This window comes from Helicobacter sp. WB40, assembly GCF_027859275.1.
Classification (GTDB): domain Bacteria; phylum Campylobacterota; class Campylobacteria; order Campylobacterales; family Helicobacteraceae; genus Helicobacter_D; species Helicobacter_D ibis.
On record NZ_JAQHXS010000001.1, the window covers coordinates 71,583 to 93,036 of the forward strand.

General features: G+C 31.7%; 19 protein-coding genes. 14 read left to right on the plus strand and 5 right to left on the minus strand.

Annotated features, from left to right (window positions below):
* The first annotated feature begins 10 nt into the window (after positions 1 to 10).
* Together PF022_RS00445 and PF022_RS00450 are read left to right on the plus strand one after the other, a co-directional pair.
* A complete protein-coding gene (locus PF022_RS00445) occupies positions 11 to 1,249 on the plus strand; it encodes an aromatic amino acid transport family protein (RefSeq protein WP_271022410.1) in 1,239 nt (412 codons plus the stop codon).
* A complete protein-coding gene (locus tag PF022_RS00450) occupies positions 1,249 to 2,847 on the plus strand; it encodes an N-6 DNA methylase (RefSeq protein ID WP_271022413.1) in 1,599 nt (532 codons plus the stop codon). The genes PF022_RS00445 and PF022_RS00450 overlap by 1 nt, the downstream gene beginning before the upstream one ends.
* 6 nt (positions 2,848 to 2,853) lie before the next feature.
* Here the strand turns inward: PF022_RS00450 and feoB are convergent, their stop codons facing one another.
* Both feoB and PF022_RS00460 read right to left on the minus strand, forming a co-directional pair.
* Complete coding sequence (feoB, locus tag PF022_RS00455; protein ID WP_271022414.1) at positions 2,854 to 4,968, minus strand: ferrous iron transport protein B; 2,115 nt, start codon at positions 4,966 to 4,968, stop codon at positions 2,854 to 2,856.
* Entirely contained in the window at positions 4,961 to 5,191 is a 231-nt protein-coding gene (locus tag PF022_RS00460) for a FeoA family protein (RefSeq protein WP_271021240.1), read from the minus strand. The genes feoB and PF022_RS00460 overlap by 8 nt, the downstream gene beginning before the upstream one ends.
* 139 nt (positions 5,192 to 5,330) lie before the next feature.
* On the opposite strand from PF022_RS00460, the gene hemL reads away from it, so the two are divergent.
* The 3 genes from hemL to PF022_RS00475 are packed head-to-tail and all read left to right on the plus strand — an operon-like array spanning position 5,331 to position 7,390.
* The gene (gene hemL, locus PF022_RS00465; protein WP_271021239.1) at positions 5,331 to 6,641 is read left to right on the plus strand and encodes a glutamate-1-semialdehyde 2,1-aminomutase; all 1,311 of its coding nucleotides are present in this window, start codon (positions 5,331 to 5,333) and stop codon (positions 6,639 to 6,641) included.
* Positions 6,631 to 6,930, plus strand: coding sequence for an AtpZ/AtpI family protein (locus PF022_RS00470; protein WP_271021238.1), 300 nt, complete (start codon positions 6,631 to 6,633; stop codon positions 6,928 to 6,930). The genes hemL and PF022_RS00470 overlap by 11 nt, the downstream gene beginning before the upstream one ends.
* Positions 6,931 to 6,934: 4 nt before the next feature.
* Complete coding sequence (locus PF022_RS00475) at positions 6,935 to 7,390, plus strand: hypothetical protein (RefSeq protein ID WP_271022416.1); 456 nt, start codon at positions 6,935 to 6,937, stop codon at positions 7,388 to 7,390.
* A 1-nt stretch (position 7,391) separates the two neighbouring features.
* Here the strand turns inward: PF022_RS00475 and rpsU are convergent, their stop codons facing one another.
* A complete protein-coding gene (rpsU, locus tag PF022_RS00480; protein WP_271021235.1) occupies positions 7,392 to 7,604 on the minus strand; it encodes a 30S ribosomal protein S21 in 213 nt (70 codons plus the stop codon).
* Between the two features lie 116 nt (positions 7,605 to 7,720).
* On the opposite strand from rpsU, the gene PF022_RS00485 reads away from it, so the two are divergent.
* The 9 genes from PF022_RS00485 to PF022_RS00525 all read left to right on the plus strand — a co-directional run bounded on the left by PF022_RS00485 (position 7,721) and on the right by PF022_RS00525 (position 19,388).
* Complete coding sequence (locus PF022_RS00485) at positions 7,721 to 9,157, plus strand: hypothetical protein (protein ID WP_271022419.1); 1,437 nt, start codon at positions 7,721 to 7,723, stop codon at positions 9,155 to 9,157.
* 79 nt (positions 9,158 to 9,236) lie between these two features.
* The gene (gene hisC / locus PF022_RS00490) at positions 9,237 to 10,340 is read left to right on the plus strand and encodes a histidinol-phosphate transaminase (protein ID WP_271021233.1); all 1,104 of its coding nucleotides are present in this window, start codon (positions 9,237 to 9,239) and stop codon (positions 10,338 to 10,340) included.
* A 9-nt stretch (positions 10,341 to 10,349) separates the two neighbouring features.
* On the plus strand, positions 10,350 to 12,071 hold the full coding sequence (gene fliF, locus PF022_RS00495) for a flagellar basal-body MS-ring/collar protein FliF (RefSeq protein ID WP_271021232.1): 1,722 nt from the start codon (positions 10,350 to 10,352) through the stop codon (positions 12,069 to 12,071).
* On the plus strand, positions 12,071 to 13,105 hold the full coding sequence (fliG, locus tag PF022_RS00500) for a flagellar motor switch protein FliG (protein WP_271021231.1): 1,035 nt from the start codon (positions 12,071 to 12,073) through the stop codon (positions 13,103 to 13,105). The genes fliF and fliG overlap by 1 nt, the downstream gene beginning before the upstream one ends.
* Positions 13,098 to 13,952: a flagellar assembly protein FliH gene (fliH, locus tag PF022_RS00505; protein WP_271021230.1), complete on the plus strand. Its 855-nt coding sequence runs from the start codon at positions 13,098 to 13,100 to the stop codon at positions 13,950 to 13,952. Before fliG ends, fliH begins: the two co-directional genes overlap by 8 nt.
* Before the next feature lie 2 nt (positions 13,953 to 13,954).
* Positions 13,955 to 15,814 (plus strand): 1-deoxy-D-xylulose-5-phosphate synthase, encoded by a 1,860-nt coding sequence (dxs, locus tag PF022_RS00510; protein ID WP_271021229.1) that lies wholly within the window; start codon positions 13,955 to 13,957, stop codon positions 15,812 to 15,814.
* The gene (locus PF022_RS00515; RefSeq protein ID WP_271022420.1) at positions 15,811 to 16,512 is read left to right on the plus strand and encodes an MlaA family lipoprotein; all 702 of its coding nucleotides are present in this window, start codon (positions 15,811 to 15,813) and stop codon (positions 16,510 to 16,512) included. The genes dxs and PF022_RS00515 overlap by 4 nt, the downstream gene beginning before the upstream one ends.
* Position 16,513: 1 nt before the next feature.
* Positions 16,514 to 17,098: a Tgt2/MlaC family protein gene (locus tag PF022_RS00520; protein ID WP_271022421.1), complete on the plus strand. Its 585-nt coding sequence runs from the start codon at positions 16,514 to 16,516 to the stop codon at positions 17,096 to 17,098.
* Positions 17,085 to 19,388, plus strand: a complete 2,304-nt coding sequence (locus PF022_RS00525; protein ID WP_442908564.1) for an efflux RND transporter permease subunit — start codon at positions 17,085 to 17,087, stop codon at positions 19,386 to 19,388. Before PF022_RS00520 ends, PF022_RS00525 begins: the two co-directional genes overlap by 14 nt.
* On the opposite strand, the gene mnmE is transcribed toward PF022_RS00525, so the two are convergent.
* The gene (gene mnmE, locus PF022_RS00530) at positions 19,389 to 20,765 is read right to left on the minus strand and encodes a tRNA uridine-5-carboxymethylaminomethyl(34) synthesis GTPase MnmE (RefSeq protein WP_271022425.1); all 1,377 of its coding nucleotides are present in this window, start codon (positions 20,763 to 20,765) and stop codon (positions 19,389 to 19,391) included.
* Positions 20,746 to 21,441: a Jag N-terminal domain-containing protein gene (locus PF022_RS00535; RefSeq protein WP_271022427.1), complete on the minus strand. Its 696-nt coding sequence runs from the start codon at positions 21,439 to 21,441 to the stop codon at positions 20,746 to 20,748. The genes mnmE and PF022_RS00535 overlap by 20 nt, the downstream gene beginning before the upstream one ends.
* Between the last annotated feature and the right edge of the window lie 13 nt (positions 21,442 to 21,454).

Below are 21,454 nucleotides of genomic sequence, written 5' to 3' on the forward strand. Positions count from 1 at the left end.
AGGGAAAAGTATGCTAAAGATTGGTAATAAAGCTAGTGTGTTTGGTGGGACTATGATTATTGCTGGGACTGCTATTGGGGCTGGTATGTTGGCTCTACCTACAATATCAGCTGGTATGTGGCTTTGGTGGTCTTTAGGTCTTTTGTTTGTAACTTGGATTTTGATGTTGTTTTCTTCTCAAGCAATTTTGGAGGTAAATTTAAAATATGAACCCGGTGCAAGTTTTCATACCATAGTTAAAGATAACTTAGGCAAATTTTGGAATTTGGTAAATGGTCTTAGCGTAGCATTTGTTCTTTATATTTTGCTTTATGCTTATGTTAGTGGCGGTGGGTCTATGGTGGTGCATACTACTTCTTCTATTTTTGGATATGAGCCTCCTAAGTTTATCTCTGGGCTTTTGTTTGTTTTATTATTGACTGCTTGTGTGTGGTGGAGCACATATGTGGTTGATAGAATCTCTGCTGTGCTTATAGGCGGTATGGTTTTGACGTTTGTCTTTGCTATGAGTGGAATGATAGGGGAGATTAGACTTCCTTTGCTTTTAGATTCTAGTAATGATAGTGGAGGGTATGGAATCTTTGTTTTTGTAGCATTATCTACATACCTTACTTCATTTTGTTTTCATGCTTCAGTGCCAAGTTTGGTGAAATATTTTGGCAAGGATTTAAAGTCTATAAATAAATGTCTCGTGTATGGGACATTTATCGCACTTGTATCATATATTGTATGGATTATTGCATGTGATGGGAATATATTAAGAGATGATTTTAAAGAAGTTATTGCAAATGGTGGAAATGTAAGCAACCTAATAAGTGTTGCTAGTAGTGGTTTGAATGGTGTTTTTTTAATAAGAATGCTTGAATCTTTTGCATTTTTAGCAGTAGCTACTTCATTTTTGGGTGCTGGACTTGGGCTTTTTGATTATATGGCTGATTTGTGTGGTTTTGATGATAGTAGGCTAGGGAGGACTAAGACTATGCTTGTTACATTTTTACCTCCTATTATAGCTGGTATGATATATCCTGATGGGTTTTTATTAGCAATTGGGTGGGCTGGACTTGCTGCTACTATATGGTCTGTTATCATTCCTGCTTTATTGCTTAAGGCATCTCGTGCTAGAGATTCTAAGCAAGAGCGTGTTTTGCCGGGTGGGTCTTTTAGTATATACTTTTTATTATTTTTTGGTATTGTAGTTGGCATGTGTCATATATTGTTTGTATTTGAATTGTTGCCTATGTATAAGTAATGAAAGAATTATTATCTTTATTTAACTATATACAGAAATTTGTTGTTGATAATTTTCATTCTTGTGAAATATTATTTGAATGCATACTATTAAAACAAAATAATGAATTGTTTAATGAAATTTTAGATTCAAAAGATAAGGAGATTTTAGAATCTTTTTATCTGTATATAAATAGTTTAGGTATTAAATCTAGAAGGTTGCCAGAGGGGCTAAACTGGAAAAAAATACTAAAAAGTCTTGCAAAAAATGATATAAGCATCAAAGAGATTGAAAGTTTTGTTGAATCTTTGGTATTGAAGAAAACTATTTTAAAGCTACATAATTATGCTACTCCGCTTGAGATAAGCAAGATTGCAAATGGTATTTTAAATATTAAAAGAGATGATGTAATTTATAACCCAACTTGTGGCTTTGGAACTTGGCTCTTATCTTTAGGTGATAAAGAATGCAAAGTGTATGCAAATGACATAAATCCAACTTTAATTAATATTGCCAGAATGCTCTCACATTTTGCGGGTATAAAGGTAAATTTTAGCGTGTCTGATATATTTTTAGACTCAAGTAATAATAAAGAATATGATAAGATATTTTGTCATCCTCCTATTTTAAAGTCACTAAATCTCCCCCATAATGATAAAGGTCTAACTATTTTTGGTAAGCATATAAAAACAATGCCAGAGTTACCATTTTTGGCCCATTGTTTGAAGCATTTAAAAACAAAGGCAGTTTTTATAGTTAGAGATGTAACATTATTAAATAAAAAATTTATAACTTATCTAACTAAAAATCATCTCTTAGAATGTGTCATTAGCCTTCCTAAAAATATTTTTCCTGCAAATAATGCAGAGTTTTCTTTGATGGTATTATCAAAGGATAATAAAAAGGTGTTTTTTATAAATGCACAAAATTACTTTATAAAAGATGGTAAATACAACAAAATAATAAGAGAGCATGATATTTTGGATTTATATCTTTCCAAGCAAGATAAAGAAGATTCAATCTTAGTTGATTATAACTCTTTGGAGAGTGATTTATCTGTTAGTGCTTATTTAAAAAGAACAAATAATGTAGATTGTATCAAACTTAAAGAATGTCTAACTATGTGCTTTAGAGGGCAGAGGTTTGAAGATAGAAATGGCAAGAATCTAATATCTTGTTATGAACTTGGAGTTAATTCTTTTGCAGAGTATGGCTTTACAGAAGAGTTGCGTGAGCATACATTAAAAGATAGTGTAATTTTAAAATATGCACTAAGAGAGCATGATATATGCTTAAGTATGCGTGGTGTCTCTCCAAAAATTGCAATAATAGGTTTTAGCGATAAGCCAATAGTGGCTAATACTGGTATTTTGGTTTTGAGGGCTAAGAGTAGTGAGATTGCCATTTGTTTGTATTTATATTTTCTATCAAATACAGGTTATAGTGAGTTGTGCGAACTTTATGCAAAAAATAATGGAAGAATTACAGATAAAATAATCTTAAATTTAGAGATACCAAAAGATGTCTTAAAGGGTGATTTAAATAAGTTTCAAATGATATGTGAAGAGTATAAGCAAATTAAAATCCATAAAAATAATATATTAGAGATTCTGAGTTAAGAATCTCTAACCTAAAATAGCACTTGCAATTATTGAGCCTATCAATGCTACAATGTATGCTGTAATGCATGTAAATAAGAATAAATATACTATATATTTAAATCCACCGGCTTCTCTGCCAAAGACAACCGTTGCTGCAAGGCATGGATTGTAGATCATTACAAACAATATATATCCTATTGCGATTTTAAGTGGGATTGTTTCTTTTATTGTCTGCATTAGCCCATCGCTTGTCTCATCAACTTCACCACCTAGAGAATAAAGCACTCCCATAGTAGATATAACAACTTCTTTTGCTGCTAATCCGCTAACTAAAGCCACACTCATCTTCCAATCAAAATCAAGTGGTCTAAATATAGGTTCAATAATTTTTCCTGCTTGACCAAGATAACTATTTTCTATTAATTGCTCTTGTAATTCGAATTCTAAGGATTCTTTATCTTCTTCATTTGCTAATTCTATCTTTGAAGCATATTGTGCTTGCAATTCTTCTTGTATCGGAAATGTGCTAGCAAACCAAATTAGAATTGAAGCTGCAAAAATAAATGTTCCTGCTTTTTTTAGATACATCTTTGCCTTTGAATACACAGAAAACCATACTAAATTCCAATTTGGGATTCTGTATTTTGGCATTTCCATAACAAATGGTTCATCATCTCCTTTGAAAGCTGTCATTCTTAGAATCTTTGCCATTATTAATCCTAAGATAGCACCAAGAATGTATATGCCAAATAGCCAGTTTCCTGCTACATCAGCAGGGAAAAATGCACCAACAAAAAGCACATATACAGGCAATCTAGCACCACAACTCATAAAGTTGATTATAAATAATGTAAGTAATCTATCTTTTTTATTTTTTAGCGTTCTAGTAGCCATAAACGCAGGCACAGAACAACCAAAACCAGAGACTAAAGGTATGAAGCTCTTGCCGTGTAATCCAAATCTATGAAAGAAGCCATCTAATAAAAATGCCACACGGGACATATAGCCAGTAGTTTCAAGCAATGATATACCAAAGAATAATATAACTATATTTGGTAAAAATAAAATAACTGCTCCAACACCAGCAACAACGCCATCTGCTAATAGTGAGGCTAATAATTCGCTTTGTATATTTTCTTTTATAAAATCACTAGTTACACTAATGCAAGATTCAATAAAGTCCATAGGTGCAGCACCTAGTGTAAATGTGAGCTGAAATAAAACCCACATAAAAAATAAAAATATAGGAATCCCTATGTATTTGTTGATTAGTATTTTGTCTATCTTTTTTGTATAGCTTTCTTGTTCTGTGTTTTTGTAAGTTGTTGTCTCAGTTATTATTCCACTTACAAAGGCATGTAAATCAACTATGAAAATATCTTCTATATTTTTTGTGTCATATGACTTATATAGATTCTGTGTGGATTCTTGCAAAATAGGTAACAATTCTATCCATATCGGCTTTTCTTTTATTAGACTATAAGTATCTTCATCTTGCTTTAGTAGGAGTATTGATAGTTCCCTGTTTGTTAGGTTTAGCTCTTTTATTGAGCTATCATTTTTTTCGTTTAAAAACTCTGTGATTTTTATTATTTCTTTTTCTATGCTATCGCTATAGTTTCTTTTGTTTTGGTATTTTTCTTGTGTATGTGTTTGTATTATTAGCTCTAACAAATTATCTAGATTTTCTTTTGTTTTTGCAGATATAGCTACTACATTTACTCCAAGCAATTCTTTCATTGAATCTATTTTTATGTTAATGCCTTCATTTTGTGCTTCATCTGACATGTTTAATGCTAGAATCATTTTCTTTTGTGTTTCTAAAACTTGTCCGCTTAGGAGTAGATTTCTTTCTAAGTTTGTTGAATCTGCTACATTTACTATTACATCATAATCGCCACTTAACACAAATTCTCTAGTGATTTTCTCCTCTGGCGAGTATCCATATAAAGAATAAGTTCCCGGAAGATCTATTATTTTTATTTCATAATCTTTATATGTTGTAAATGCTTCTGCTTTTTGTATTGTTACACCGGGGAAGTTACCAACTTTCATGCTTGATTTACAAAGTGCATTTATAAGTAGGCTTTTGCCTACATTTGGTTGTCCTATTAGTGCTACTTTTATTGTTTTATCCATTTACTTTCTCCACTTCTATTCTTTTTGCCTCTTCAGATCTTAATATAATGCAACCTTTATCAAGTTCCACTAGTATTGTTGAACCCTTAAGTGAAGATTCGATTTTCTTTATTTTTTTAGATTTTAAAAATCCAAAACTAAAGAATCTATCTTTTAGTTGTCTATCTACATTTAGTGCAGTGATTATCGCAGTATCACCATTTTGTAGCATATCAATTGTCATGCCCAAACCTCCATTTGAAAATTGATATATTGTATTCCTTTAAACTTAAAAGCAATATTAAAATTTATTCTCATTTTGATGTTTCATATCGAATCTCTTATTTTGGTATGATTTTAAAAAATATTCTCAAGGTAAAAACATGGAGCTACAAAATAGTATCAATTGCTTCAATGAAGCAAAACAAGTTATAGCAGGAGGTGTAAATTCACCTGTTAGAGCTTTTAAGAGCGTTAATTCTACGCCACCTTTTATAAGGGAAGGCAAGGGGACATATTTAATAGATGAAGATGGAAACAAATATATAGACTTTGTGCAAAGTTGGGGACCGCTTATTTTTGGGCATTGTGATAGTGATATAGAATCATGCGTGATTGAGAGTGCTAAGAGAGGGTTTTCCTTTGGTGCTCCAACTACTTTAGAGACAGATTTGGCAAAAGAAATAATTTCAGTTTATGATGGTGTTGACAAGATAAGATTCGTATCAAGTGGCACAGAGGCGACAATGAGTGCCATTAGACTTGCTAGGGCTTATACTTCTAGAGATGATATTATTAAGTTTGAGGGTTGTTATCATGGGCATAGTGATTGTTTGCTTGTAAAGGGTGGAAGCGGAATGGCTACCTTTGGTGCTCCTAGCTCTCCTGGCGTTCCAAATGACATAACAAAGCATACTTTAGTTGCAAAATACAATGATATAGATAGTGTCAAATCATGTATAGAATTTAGTAAAAAAAATAGTAATGGTGTAGCATGTGTGATTATTGAGCCAATAGCTGGAAATATGGGGCTTGTGCCTTCTAAGATAGAGTTTTTAAAGTCTTTAGAATCTATTTGTAAGAGTGAGGGGATTTTGCTTATTTTAGATGAGGTTATGAGCGGATTTAGAGCCTCTTTTAGCGGTTCACAGAAGTTTTATGGTATTGTGCCTGACTTAGTAACTTTTGGAAAAGTAATTGGTGGAGGTATGCCTGTTGGTGCATTTGGGGGGAGTGATGATATATTTTCTCTTCTTTCACCAAATGGTGGTGTGTATCAAGCAGGGACACTAAGTGGGAATCCTCTTGCTATGTCTGCTGGACTTGTCATGATTAGGAAGCTAAAAGAATCCCCAAAAATATACGAACGCTTAGAAGCTTTAGCGATAAGATTAACAAATGGACTAAGTGATATTTGTAAGGCTCATAATATCTCATTGCAAACTTGTGTTAGAGGAAGCATGTTTGGATTTTTCTTTAATACACATGAAGTTACAGATTTTGATACTGCTTTAAAGAGTGATGTAGATATGTTTTCTAAATTCCATAATGGAATGCTAAATAAAGGCGTGTATTTTGCTCCTTCGCAATTTGAAGCTGGGTTTATTAATGCTTGTATGAATGAAGAAATTATTGATAGCGTTTTAGAGAGAGCTAGAGAAGTAGTATTGGAGATAAAATCTAATGGACAATAAAGACATAGAATCTAAAGAAACCCCAAAGTATAAAGACGCTATTTTGGCATATTCTCACGCAACTCTTGGTATTTCTATGGTGATTGCGGTGTTAATTGGTGTTGGTATTGGATATTTTCTTGAGAATCTATTTGGATATAGATGGCTATTTTGGCTTGGGGTTGTATGGGGTGTGTGTGCTGCTATTTTAAATGTTTATAAAGCATATAAACAACAACAAAAAGAATTAAGCGAATTAGCAAAAGATCCAAAATATAGCTATAAGCAAGATTTAAAAACAGGGGAATAGTTGCTTGGAGTTTATTGTTAATTTTATATTTGGTTTTTTTAGTTTTTGTTTTATTGTGCTTGTTGTGTTTTTTGTCCAAGCAAATAGTATTAAGAAAATACTTAATAATGCAAATAAAGAAGAGCTTGAATCTCTGCAGAATATCTATGTTGATAAATATGAAGATAAAGAAGAAGATGAGATTAATGTTAATAAAAAATGGAATGAAGATATAGGAAAGGTAAGTGTAGAGATTCCTAAAAAGTCTAAGTTTTTTAGTAGTATTAATTTATCGTCTATTAAAAATGGATTTAAGATATTTTTTATTCCGCTTAGAATCTTGGCATATATTTTATTTGTTGTTGGATTTTTTATCTTGCTTAGGAATGATTATTTAAATCTGGTTGGATTATTTAGCGGGGTGCTTGTGGCTAATGTTTTTGTAGTTTTTGTATTGGCTCTAAAGAATAGAGCCAATTAGATTATAGCCTTGATTCATATCGTCTTAGCATATATAAGCGTTTTAGCATTTTCTTTCTAGCACTTATTTTTTGCTTTTTTCGCTTTTCAGTCATAGGTTCAAAGAATCTTCTAGCTCTGCTTTCAGTAACAACCAAATTTCTATCTGTTTGCTTTTTGAACTTTCTATAAGCATCATCAAAAGATTCATTTTCTCTAGTCTTAATACCAGGCATAAAATCACCACCTTTTTTAAAAATTAAGCTTTGATTCTAGCGTAAAAACATGAAAATTTAATTAAAAGTATAATTTGTTATAATTTTAAATTAAAAATAGTTTGGAAAAGGTTAAGATGACAGGGTATCTAATAGGCTTGGATACTAAACTTCACAAAGGGCTGATAGAACAAGCATACAATAAGCGAAAATTTGCTTTTAGTTTAGATGTTTGGCAAGGAGATTTTAGGGATATTGTGCCAAATTTAGAAGTAGAATTTGAGCTATCTGATAAAAAGGAGGTAACTCTAGTAAAGCCTAAAACAACTGAAGCAACAGACTATATAATAAGACAAACAAAGAGTATTAGAGATTGCATTTATGATTTTTTTGGTGGTGTTGAAAACTTGATGCAAACATACAAAAAAGACATAAATTCCGGTAAGAATCTTGATTTTTTAAGGATAAAGAGATTCTTGCTTACTGCTTATAATGATTTATTTGAGCTTGATAGCACTATTTCTAATACTGCACTTACTACATTAAAATCAGAGCTTGTAAAACTAGATAGAGAATATGAATCTTTTGCTAAAAAATCATCTCACCCACCACAATATTCTTATGAAAAGATATTTTTAGCAAAACAAATAGAATATGTAAAAAATGAAGAAGCAATCTCATCTACTAAAAGTATTATCGCAAGTGGAAGTGTGCAACAAGCTTCAATGGCATCGACTTTAAAAAATATGGAAGAACAATTTGCAGCAAGGAGAGATAATGGTAGTGCAGGATATTTACATGCACAGATGAATCTTAAGCACTTCAGAAAGCGTTATGTTGATTTACTACATTACTTGCAACAACAAAAAGAAAAGCTAGAAAAAATTACACAAGCTGGAAAGGATTTTGAAGAAAAATATTTTGATGAGTTTCTTAGAAGCTATGTTCCACTAATTGCTGAACTTAAATCTGATTTTATAAAGCTATTAAATTCTAAGGCTTATGATTTGGATGCTTTATTGTGGCAGAGAGCTAAGAAGAGTTTGAGTGTTAGGAGATTCTTTATTGAAGCAGGAATTACAGGCACTTATAGCTCAAAGACATTTTTAAAATACTTCTTAAGAAGTCTTGATGAAAGTAAGATTCGACATGAAACAAAAGAACTTTTTGAATTATTGAAGTATTTAGAGACATTTTCTAAGAAAAATATATTGTTAATCCAACAAGACCAAGATGATAGTAAAAGATACATGGAGTATTTGGAGCATTTTGACAAGGACTTAAATGTAGTATCTTCAAATAATCCTAAAAGCAGTCTTTCTCTTTTGAAGTCTAATAATTTCAATATAATCGTAATGGAGTGGGAAGTAAATGGTATGAAGGCTACGAATTATGTTCAATTATATACCAAATTACAGAAGCTTGAAGGTAGAGAAGTTGCGTTTTTTTGCGTTATGGTGCCAAGTAAACTATCTGATAAAGAAATGCAAGAGGCAAAAGAGTGTGGCGTGCAATACTTTATACCAAACAACAACATAGATCAGTTTATAGACATGATGAGAATGATTTTGTAAAATATGATAAAAGGTTAAAATTTTGCTACAATTATGGTTTATGTTGCGTTATAACTTTGTGTTTGGAGTGCTGTGAAATATGACTTTTAATAGGCTATTAGATGAGATTCATAATTATGAGGTTGGCAAACCAATAGAATTGGTTGTCAGAGAATTTGGAATTGAGCCTAGTAGCATAATAAAATTAGCTTCAAATGAAAATCCACTAGGTCCAAGCCAGTTAGCACTTAATGCAGTAAAGGAATCCATAAGTAATCTTAACCTATATCCTGATGACTCTGCATATGATTTAAAATTAGCCCTATCACAACACTATCAAATATCTGCAAATAATCTAATTTTAGGCTCTGGTAGCGATCAAATAATCGAGTTTTGTATGCATGTAAAATCATATCCTAACTCAAAAGCATTAATGGCTAAGACTACCTTTGCTATGTATGAGATATATGCTAAGACTTTTGGTGTTGAGACTATACGCACAAGTAGTGATTTTCATAACTTAGATGAGTTTTATAGTGAGTATCAAAGGCATAAGCCAAGCATGATATTCCTATGCACTCCAAATAATCCGCTAGGAGAATGCTTAAACAAAGAAGATGTATTTAGATTCTTAGATAGGATAGATAGCGATACTTTAGTTGTGATAGATGGTGCTTATCAAGAATATGCTTTATATTTTGATGACAAAAAAGGCATAAACCCTAAAGAGTTAATAGAAAAATATTCTAATGTAATATATTTAGGGACATTTTCTAAGGTTTATGCACTAGCTGGTTTAAGAATTGGATATGGAATTGCAAGAGATGAAATAATTAATGCTTTAAACAAAGTTAGGCCACCATTTAATATAAATAGTCTTGCATTAGTTGCAGCAAAGGAATCTTTACAAGATAAGATATATTTGGATAAGAGTTTGCAACTAGTAAAAGAACAAATGCCACTTTATTGTGAGTTTGCAAAAAGTCATAATATAAAATATTTGCCTTCTTTTGCTAATTTTATAACTTTTATACTAGATGATATGGCTGATAGCTCAAAAGTATGTAAGTATCTCTTAGAGCAGGGTATAATTATAAGAGATTTAAAATCATACAATTTAAATGCTATTAGAATAACAATAGGTACTAAGTCTCAAAATGAGAGATTCTTTGAAGTTTTTAGCAGATTTTTAGAGCAATTATAGGGATAGAATTTGGATTTAAAAGCATTATTTGAACAAATTAGAGCTTTATATAAGAGGCTAAATAAAAAGCAAAAAATAGTAATTTTAGCTACGATAGTTGCGATAGTTGGCTTTATTTCAGCACTTATTATTTGGAATTCAAGCAATAATAAAGCTGGTGTGTTATATCCCGGATATGCGGTGTTGTTTGAAGGTGTCATGCCAGAAGATGGAGCACTTATAATTCAGCAACTGCAACAAGATAAGATTCCATACAAGATACCAAAAGATAATACAATTTTAATTCCTCAAGAGTTTGTTTATGAGCAAAGAATGAAACTTGCTAGTAATGGAATACCAAAAAGTAGCAAGATAGGATTTGAAATCTTTGATACAAAGGATTTTGGTGCTACTGATTTTGACCAAAAAATAAAATATTTAAGAGCCATAGAAGGCGAGTTAGCTAGAACTATTGAGAGTTTATCACCGATTCAAAAAGCAACAGTGCATTTAGCGCAACCAGAAAAAACCGTGTTTGTAAGTCAGCAAACGCCACCTACTGCTTCTGTTGTATTGGTATTTAAACCTGCACAGACACTAACTCCAAAACAAATTTCTGGTATTAAAAACATCGTCTCATCTGCTGTTCCGAATTTAACTATTGAAAATGTAGAAGTGGTAAATGAAAGAGGTGAGCCTTTAAGTGAGCTTGACGAGCTTGGCGGAGCTAGAGAGTTAGCAGCAGCACAACTTAGATATAAGACAAATTTTGAAAGCTCTTTAGAAGAAAAGATAGTAAATATATTAGCACCTATTACAGGTGGTGTTGAGGGCGTTGTAGCAAAGGTAACAGCAGAATTTGACTTCGCACAAAAACAAAGCACACAAGAATATTATGACCCAAACAATGTAGTAAGAAGTGAGCAAAATTTAGAAGAAAAAAGAGAGGGCTTTAGACCAAAAGAAATAGGCGGTGTGCCCGGAGTTGTGAGCAATATAGGACCTGTTCAAGGTTTAGATGATGATAATACAAAAGAAAAATACGAAAAATCTCAAACAACAACAAATTATGAAATAAGTAAAACAATTTCGAATATAAAAGGAGAGTTTGCGACAATTAGGAGATTATCAGCTGCAGTTGTAGTTGATGGAAAATATCAAAAGCAACTAGATGAACAAGGTGTTGAAAAATTAGAATATACAGCACTAAGTGAAGGTGAAATGGAGCAAATCACGGCTCTAGTTAGACAAGCAATAGGCTACAATCAACAAAGAGGCGATGAAGTATCAGTTAGTAATTTTCAGCTAAATGGTCAACTATCTGGCTTTAAAGCTAGAACTCCTTTGGAGAGATTCTTAGATGCTACCCAAGCGTTACTAGCACCATTTATGCCACTTCTTAAGTATGCTATTGTTGGGCTTATATTATTCTTCTTCTATAAGAAAGTTATTGTTCCATTTAGTGAGAGAATGCTTGAGGCAAGGGCTGATGAGGAAGAAGAAATTGAATCTCTTCTAAAAATCGATGAAGATGAAGAAGAAAATAGCGATAGATTAAATGAAATGAGGCGAAGAATCGAGGATCAATTAGGCTTTGGTGCTGGTTCTAATGAAGATGAGATAAAATACAATGTATTGTTAGAAAAAATCAAGGAGTTAGCTACTGAAAAACCTGCAGAACTAGCTAATTTGTTCCAAACTTTAGTTCATGATGAGCTAGGACTTGATATTAATAAAGGAGGGAAGAACTAATGCCATCGATTTCTCTTAGTCCAAGACAACAGGCACAATATGATGAATTATCAATGTCTGAAAAGATAGCTATATTGCTAGTTCAGCTGGGTGATGAAATAACTGGTGAAATTTTTTCTCACCTAGATTTGGATTCAATTACTGAAATTTCAAAATATATAGCACAAAATTCTGGTGTAGATAAGATAATAGCAGCTGCTATTTTAGAGGAGTTTTATGCTATTTTTCAATCAAATCAATACATCTCAACTGGTGGTTTTGAGTATGCAAAAGAGTTGTTGTATAGGACACTTGGACCTGAAGCAGCTAAAAAGGTGCTTGATAAACTTGCAAAATCTATGCAAAGTTCTCAAAACTTTGCCTATCTATCTCGTGTGCGTCCACAACAGCTATCAGATTTCATTATTCATGAGCATCCTCAAACAATAGCCTTGATACTAGCACACATGGACCCTACAAATGCAGCTGAAACGCTAAATTTTTTCTCTGATGATTTAAGGGCTGAAATTGCGATTCGTATGGCAAACTTGGGAGATATTTCTCCAAATGTAGTAAAAAGAGTATCAACGGTGCTAGAAAATAAGCTTGAATCTCTTACTAGCTATAAAGTTGAAGTTGGTGGTACAAGAGCGGTTGCAGAAGTGTTTAATAGGCTTGGGCAAAAGGCGGCTAAGGCAACTATTGCTTATATCGAACAAATAGATGATCAACTTGCAGCTGCAATTAAAGAGATGATGTTTACATTTGAAGATATTGAAAAGCTTGATAATAACGCTATTAGAGAGATTCTAAAGATTGTAGATAAAAAAGATTTGTTATTAGCCTTAAAGGCTTCTCCAGAGGAGCTAAAGCAAAAATTTATGTCAAATATGTCTCAAAGGGCTAGTGAGCAATTTTTGGAGGAAATGCAATTTTTGGGTGCTGTAAAGGTTAAAGAAGTAGAAGCGGCACAAAGAAGAATTGTTGAGAGTGTGCAATCTCTCTCTGAACAGGGAGTGATTCAAATTGGCGAACAAGAGGATACCATTGAATAATATTAACGAACATGAAAATATAATCACTGAAGCCCACAAGTCAAGGCATGATATAAAAAAATATAGCTTTAGAAATATGGATATGACAAAAAAGCAAAAAGATGATGATAAACAACAGATGTCTATACAACAGGCAATGCCTATTGCAGAACCTCAAAGTGTAGAGGAAAATATACCTCAAGCACAAGAGATTCAAGAAAATACACAAGAAGTAGTTGATGTGCCATCTTTAAAGCTATTTGAAGCTGAAGTTGTAGATAAGATTTTACAAAAAAGTGATATCTTAGCAGAATCTTTACAAAAATTACAAGAGCAATTTAATAGGCAAGAGCAAGAAATAGGACAAAGAGTAAATGAGGCAAGAGAGGAAGCTAGGCTAAAGGCTTTTGAAGAAGGATATCAAAAGGCTAAAATGGAGTTAGAAGCACAGATAAATAGTCAAAAAGAGTTATACTCCCTAAGCATACAAAGAATAGATGAAAATATTGCAAATTCAAAAAATCACATAATGAATTTAGAGAAGGAACTAAGCTCAATAGCGCTAGATATAGCAAGAGAAGTAATAACCACTGAAGTAAGTGCAAATAGTGCAAAAATAGCTGCTTCTCTTGCTAGGACATTATTGGAAAATGTAGCACAAAATGCACAAGTTACACTAAAGGTATTTCCAGGAGATTTGGAGGATTTAAAGGAAGGCTTGAAAGATTTAAATAATATTGTTTTGGAATCAGATCAAGCAATAGCAAAGGGAGGTGTTGTTATTTTAAGTAATGAAGGCAATATTGATGGTGATTTGTATTTACGGTTTGAAACATTGAAAAAATCAATATTAGACAACAAGGGTTAGTTATGCCTTTATCACAACATTACATAGAGTTGTTAAAACAAAACAAATATAGTGATGATGATTATGTAGAGTTAGACAAGTTAGCAGATGAGATAAGAGGCAGAATATTAGAAGTTGTGTCTAAAAATGGTGGTCATTTAAGTTCGACTTTGGGTGCTGTTGAGATTATAATTGCTATGCATTGTGTCTTTGATAATCCAAATGATCCTTTTATTTTTGATGTTAGCCATCAAGCTTATGCTCATAAGCTTCTAACTGGACGATGGGATAGCTTCTCTACACTTAGAAAAATTGGTGGAATTAGTGGATTTACAAAGCCAGATGAAAGCGAGTGCGATTACTTCATAGCAGGACATAGTTCTACTTCTATTTCACTTGGAGTTGGTGTATCAAAGGCTATTTATTTAAATCATCAAAGAAGAATCCCAGTTGCATTAATAGGTGATGGAGCAATGAGTGCTGGGTTGGTATATGAAGCACTAAATGAGCTTGGAGAGAGGAAATATCCTTTTGTTATCATTTTAAATGATAATGAAATGAGTATAGCAAAGCCTATAGGCGCTATTAGCAAATATTTATCACAGGCGATTGCCAGCAAGTTTTCTCAGAATCTAAAAGGAAAGATTGCAAACATAATAAACAATATGCCAAATGCAACATATCTAGCAAAGAGATTTGAAGAATCTATAAAGCTAATTACTCCGGGTATGCTTTTTGAAGAGTTTGGTTTAGAATATATAGGTCCTATTTGCGGACATAATTTAAAAGACTTGATTTATTCTTTAAAATTAGCAAAAGAACTAAAAAAACCAGTCGTTGTCCATGTGCAAACCTTAAAAGGCAAGGGCTATTCATATGCTGAAGGGCATTTGGAGAATTGGCATGGAGTAGGAGCGTTTGATATAAAAACTGGTAAGTCTTCAAGCTCTAAAAACTCTATTAAAAGTCCTACAGAAGTATTTTCAGAGACACTTTTACAATTGGCAAAAGAAGATTCTAAGATAGTTGGAATGACAGCGGCAATGCCTAGTGGGACGGGCTTGGATTTATTAATAGATGAGTTGCCAGATAGATTTTGGGATGTGGCAATAGCGGAACAGCATGCAGTAACACAAGCAAGTGCATTGGCAAAAGAGGGATATAAGCCATTTGTGGCTATTTATTCGACATTTTTGCAAAGAGGGTTTGATCAGATAATACATGATGTTGGCATTATGAATACTTCTGTTAAATTTGCAATTGATAGAGCAGGTATTGTAGGAGAAGATGGGGAGACGCATCAAGGGGTATTTGATATAGCATATTTAAAGATGATACCGAATTTTACGATATTTGCACCTAGAGATAATGAGACATTAAAAGAGGCAATTTATTTTGCAAATAATTTTGATAAATCTCCATGTGCATTTCGTTATCCTAGAAAGTCTTTTAAACTTAAAGATGAGATTCCATCAAGCAAGTTTATATATGGTGAGTTAGAAATTTTGCAAGAAGGAGGTGAAGTTTTATTAATAGGTTATGGAAATGGCGTTGGAAGTGCGTATTTTTGTGCTAAAAAATTAGAAGAAAAGTTAAAGTGCGGTGTTGTTGATTTAAGATTCTTAAAGCCATTGCCTGAAGAATCTCTAAAAGCATTAGCGCTTAAATATAAAAGATGGTATGTCTTTAGCGAAAACAATGTAATTGGTGGGGTTGCAGAGAGTTTGTGTAGTTTTGTTAATTTTAATAATTTAGATGTAAAAATAGCGTCTTTTGAATATGAAGATAAGTTCATACCACATGGTAAAACAGAAGAAATCGAAATAAGCTTAAAGAGAGATATAGAGACAATAACAGAAAAAATACTAAATGAGGTTTTATGAAAAATATAATTTCAATATTATTGTTAGTTTGCAGTTTGCAAAATATTTCTTATGCTAATTTGAGCGAACTAGAAGAATTTGAAGAAGAGTATATACAGGCTGTAAATGACCCATTGGAGAATTATAATCGTTTTATGAGTGATGTTAATTGGCAATTATATGATTATGTATTTTCTCCCATGCTAGATGTTTATAATACAGTGGTTCCTTTGGGATTTAGAATGGGCGTGTATAATTTTTTTAATAATTTATTTTCTCCTTTAAATATCCTAACGAATCTTCTATCTTTTAGAATGGAAGAAACTTATAATGAGGTTGGTAGATTTGCTTTAAATAGCACGGTTGGAATCTTTGGTGTATTTGACATTGCTACTAGTAATGGTTTGTATGCTAATAAATCTGACTTTGGTGTATTGTTTGGTAGATATGGATTTGGTTCTGGCTTTTATTTGGTGTTGCCAATTTTAGGACCTAGCAATTTAAGAGATTCTATTGCTATGCCTTTAGATTCTTTAATCTATCCTATAAATTATTTAGACCCATTTTATTTATCTGTTGGCGTTAGGGCACTAAAGGAGATAAATTATTTTGTTGTAAATAAGCCTAGATTTGATGAATTTAGAAAAGATTCTAGTGATAGTTATTTGCTTATTAGAGATTCTTATGAACAATACAGAGATGAATTAATTAGGAGATAATATGAAAAAAGTATTTGTGATTTTGTGCTGTGCTTTGCTTTGTGTTAATTTATATGCACTTCCGCTTGATAGCATAGAAAGTGAGATGAAAGCTAGAATTGATAAAAGTATGAAAATAGTAAAAACAAACAAAGATAGCAAGATTATGGCCGATGAGATATTTGCATTATTTGATTTTATGTTTGATTATGAGCTTATGGCAAAGTTGTCTTTGTCTAAAGAGTATAATAACTTAGATAATCGACAAAAGGAGATGTTTGTATCTTATTATAAGAAAAGTTTGCAACAAAATTTCGCTTCTAAATTAGAGCTATATAAGGATAATACAATCGAGGTTGTAGGTGGTGAACAAATAAAGGAGAATCGCTATAATCTAACTGCTTCTATCGTTATTGATGGAGCACTAAGCTATATAATTTTTAAGTTTTATCCAAAGAATAATGATTGGCTGATTTATGATGTAGATATTATTGGTATTAGTGTTGTGCAGACTTATCGTTCGCAGTTTGCTGATATACTAAAAAGTAGCGGTATAGATGGTGTTTTTGATAGATTAAAAAGTGGTGAGCTATTTGCAGAAGAATAATTTTTTATCTTTAATATTTTCTGGTGTTATTAATCATTATAGACTGACACTTCTTTTGTGTTTGTCTATTTTTTTATTCTTTTTATTTTTTGCTTTTAGAATCTCTATTGATGCAAGTTCAGAAAGCTTAGTATATGATGATAATCAAAATTACAAAACCTATGAAAATATAGTTCAAAATTATCAAGGTAGTGATTTTTTGCTTCTTGCTTATACCCCTAAGAGCGGAGATGTGTTTAGCAAAGATTCAATTGCATTTATAGAGGAGCTCTTGCAAAAAATTTCCAAACTAGATGCGGTGCAATCAACGCTAAGCATAGCAAATGCACCACTTCTAAAGAGTATTAAAGATTTTTCTTTACAAGATAATATAAAGGCTAATGCAAATATTCTATCTCCACAAATAGACATAAATCTTGCTAAAGAAGAAATTTTAAATAATCCATTTTTTAAAGAAAATATAATTTCAGAAGATTCAAAAACTGCTGGAATTGTCGTTTTTTTGAAAAGTGGATTTGATTATAGCCACACAATAGATGAGATAAAGAAAATAAAAAATAGCTATAAAGATGAGATGTATATAGGTGGTGTGCCTTTAATAGTTGATGATATTGTTTATTATATTAAGTCTGATTTATTGGTTTATACTTTATTGCTTGGTTTGATTTTAGCAGTTGTTATGTGGTTATTTTTTAGGAATCTTAGCTTTGTTATTTTATCTATTGTTGTGTGTATTTTTACACTTGTTATAAGCAGTGGAATCTTTGCACTTTTAGGATATAAAATAACAATAGTCTCATCAAATTATATATCTATTTTATTTGTTGTTAATATATCTTTGATAATACATCTAATAGTCTCTTATTTAGAAAATATAAAAAAATACAAAAATGCAGATAAAAAACGACTAATTTTAATTACTGCATTGCAGAAAACCACTCCTAGTTTTTATGCTATTGCCACTACTATGATAGGTTTTTTAGGGCTTATGTTTGCAAATATTATGCCAATAGTGCATTTAGGTGTAGTTATGGCAATTGGTGTTTTAGTTGCACTTATTTTTACTTTTGTTATTTTTATGTCATTTATGATGCTTGTTAGGATTCCTAGAGAAGTTGAGTTTGTCTCACTTGGTCTTAGAATCTTAGAGTTTAGTTCAAATATTGCGATAAACAATAAGCTTAGAATCTATTTTGTTGCATTTTTATGTGTTGTATTTAGTGTTTATGGCATTAGGTATTTGAGTGTTGAAAATAGCTTTATTAATTATTTTAAAAGTGGTAGTGAGATCAAAGAGGGGCTACTTGTAATTGATGAAAACCTAGGAGGTACAATACCTCTTGAAGTTATAGTGAAATTTGCAACAAACGAAACAAAAGATAGCATTAATGATGAGTTTGAAAGTGAATTTGAAGAGTTGGCAAAAGAGGATAAGTATTTCTTTAGCGAAGAAAAACTAAGGATAGCAAAAAAGATTCACGAGTATTTTTTAGAGAATGAATATGCTGGGTCTATACTTAGTTTGCATAGTGTCTCACTATTATTAGAGGAATTAGGCTTAAAGCCAGATGGATTTACCTTTTCGTTTCTTTATGATAATTTAGATGAATCTTTAAAATCGCAACTCTTCTATCCTTATGCAAATATACAACAAGATGAGTTGAGATTTGTAGTTAGAATCCTTGATTCTTCATCTAGCTTAAAGAGAGATGAGTTTATAAAACAAGTAAAGCTAGAACTAGCAAATATTTTAGAGAGTGAAAATGTAAGCTTTGAAGTAAATGGACTTATGGTTTTGTATAATGATTTATTACAGAGTTTAATTAGCTCACAAGTTGATACTTTATTATTTGTTATGCTTATTATTTTTGTGCTTTTTGTGCTTGTGTTTAGAAGTTTTAAACTTGCAATTATTGCATTTGTGGCAAATATGATTCCGCTATGTGTTGTATTTGGGATTTTGGGTATTAGCGGTATTAGTCTTGATATTATGACTGCTACTATTGCTGCTATATCTCTTGGAATGGGTGTAGATCATGCAATACACTATATTCATAGATACAAAGAAGAAATTAAGACAAACTCAAAAGAGACTGCAATAAGAAGCTCACATAAATCAATAGGAAATGCCATGTATTACACTGCTGTTGTAATTATAATTGGATTTCTAACTATGACTAGTAGTAGTTTTGTGCCTACGATTTATTTTGGGATTATTACAAGTGCAGTTATGATTTTAATGCTTATTTCATCGCTTATTTTATTACCTAGAATGCTACTTATAAAGTAGTTATTTTCCAAGACAAAAATCGCTAAAAATGCTATCCAATACTTCACTATACTCGTATGGTTTTGTTATTTTAGCGATTTCTTTTATAGCTGTATTTATATGAAAGCTAAATAATTCTAACTCCCCAAACAAAAATGGTTCTTTGCTATTTTTGATTGCTTCTATGCAGTTATTTATTGCATGATATTGATATTCTGAACTAAGAATTAGAGATTCTATATTGTCGCTTTTATTTAGGTGGTTTTCTAAAGAATTCTTAAAATCAGATAATGGAGAATCTTCATTTGTGGCGTTTATATCTTTTAGAGATATTTTAAATGGAGAAAACTCTTTTATTATATCAATGTCAAACTTGCTTTGTAAATCATTTTTGTTTAGAATTACAAATGCTTCTTTATTTGCTTCCTTTAGTATGTTTATTATTTCTGTATCATCTTTAGTTAGCTCTTTGCTTATATCAAATATTGCTATTAATATATCGCTTTCTTGTGCTTTTTTTAGAGATCTTTTTATGCCTTCTTGCTCTATTAGGTCTTTACTATCTCTTATTCCTGCAGTATCAATCAATAACAAGCTATGCCCTCTAAATATGAATTCAGCCTCTATACTATCTCTTGTTGTTCCTGCTATTTCACTTGTGATTGCTCTATCTTCGTTTAATAATGTGTTTAAAAGAGTGCTTTTTCCTACATTTGGTTTGCCTATTATGCATATTTTATGACCTTTTATTGTTGCTTGTTTATGCTTTGAGTAATCAATTAGGTTTTGTAGTTTTTGTTCGATATTTTCTAGCTTTGTAACCATGCTATTTATTAGGTCGTTTGGTAAATCTTCATCGCTATAATCTATAAAAACTTCACTATGTGCTAATAGTTCTATTAGATTCTGCCTTAAAGAATGGCAAAAATCACGCATTTCCCCGCTTAGATGTCGCATTAGCATATTATGACTTTGTTTATTTTTGCTTTCTATTAATTTAGCTATTGCTTGTGCTTGGCTTAGATCGATTCTGCCTCCTAGAAATGCTCTTTTTGTGAATTCTCCAGCATTTGCAATTCTTGCACCATGCTTTATACATTCACTTAATATACTTTTTGCAATAAAATAACCACCATGACACTGAATTTCTACTACATCTTCCGTTGTATAGCTATTAGGTGCTCTAAAATATATAGCTATGCATTCATCTAGCAAACTTCCATCTGCAAAATATATCTTGATTAGCTTTGCTTCTTTGTGATTTATATTAATCTGCTTTTGTGCTAGTTTATCTAGTATGTCTCTAGAAGCTTTTCCGCTTAGTCTTATTATATTTATTGAGCTTTTACCATAAGTAGTAGCCGGAGCTACTATGGTGTCATTGGTTGTAGAAGTCATTTATAATTATGTATCTTTCGCCATTATTATTTAGTCTAAATGATATGTATTTGTTTGGAAATTCATCCCTTAGTTGCTTTAATGCAATATATGCCAAAACTCCATCTAATGGCTTAGTTTGGGCTTTACCATGTAGTTTGATTGTTTCTATTGTTGGTAGCAGATAGTTTGCTATCATTTCTTCTTGATTTTTTAGAAACTCAGCAATTTCAAGCCTTACCATTAAGTCGTATTTATGGTTTATCCAATTAAAAATCATATATGAAATAGCCTTATATCTATATCCTTCCTTGCCTATTAATAATGCAGAATCTTCACCATCTAGCTTTATATATAGAGTATTATCATCATATGGTTCAACTAATATATAACTAATACTATATGGCAAATATGATAGTAGTTCTTCTAGTTCTTGTTTTACTTGTTGAGATATTGTATTTAGGTCTTTTGTTGTTTGTGTGCTTGTTTGTGGTTGTTCTTCTGTGTTTGAAGCTTGAATTTCAGTTTGTGGTGTTTTGGTTTGTGCACATATTATCGCACTTTTTTTGCCAAAGCCAAAAAATCCAGCACTTGGGTATTGAATAATTTCATACTCTAAATCAATTATAGAGCATGAAAACTCGTTAGAAGCTTTAATTAGTGCGTTTTCTAATGTATCTGCTTCTATTTTTTTCATTACTTACTCCTAT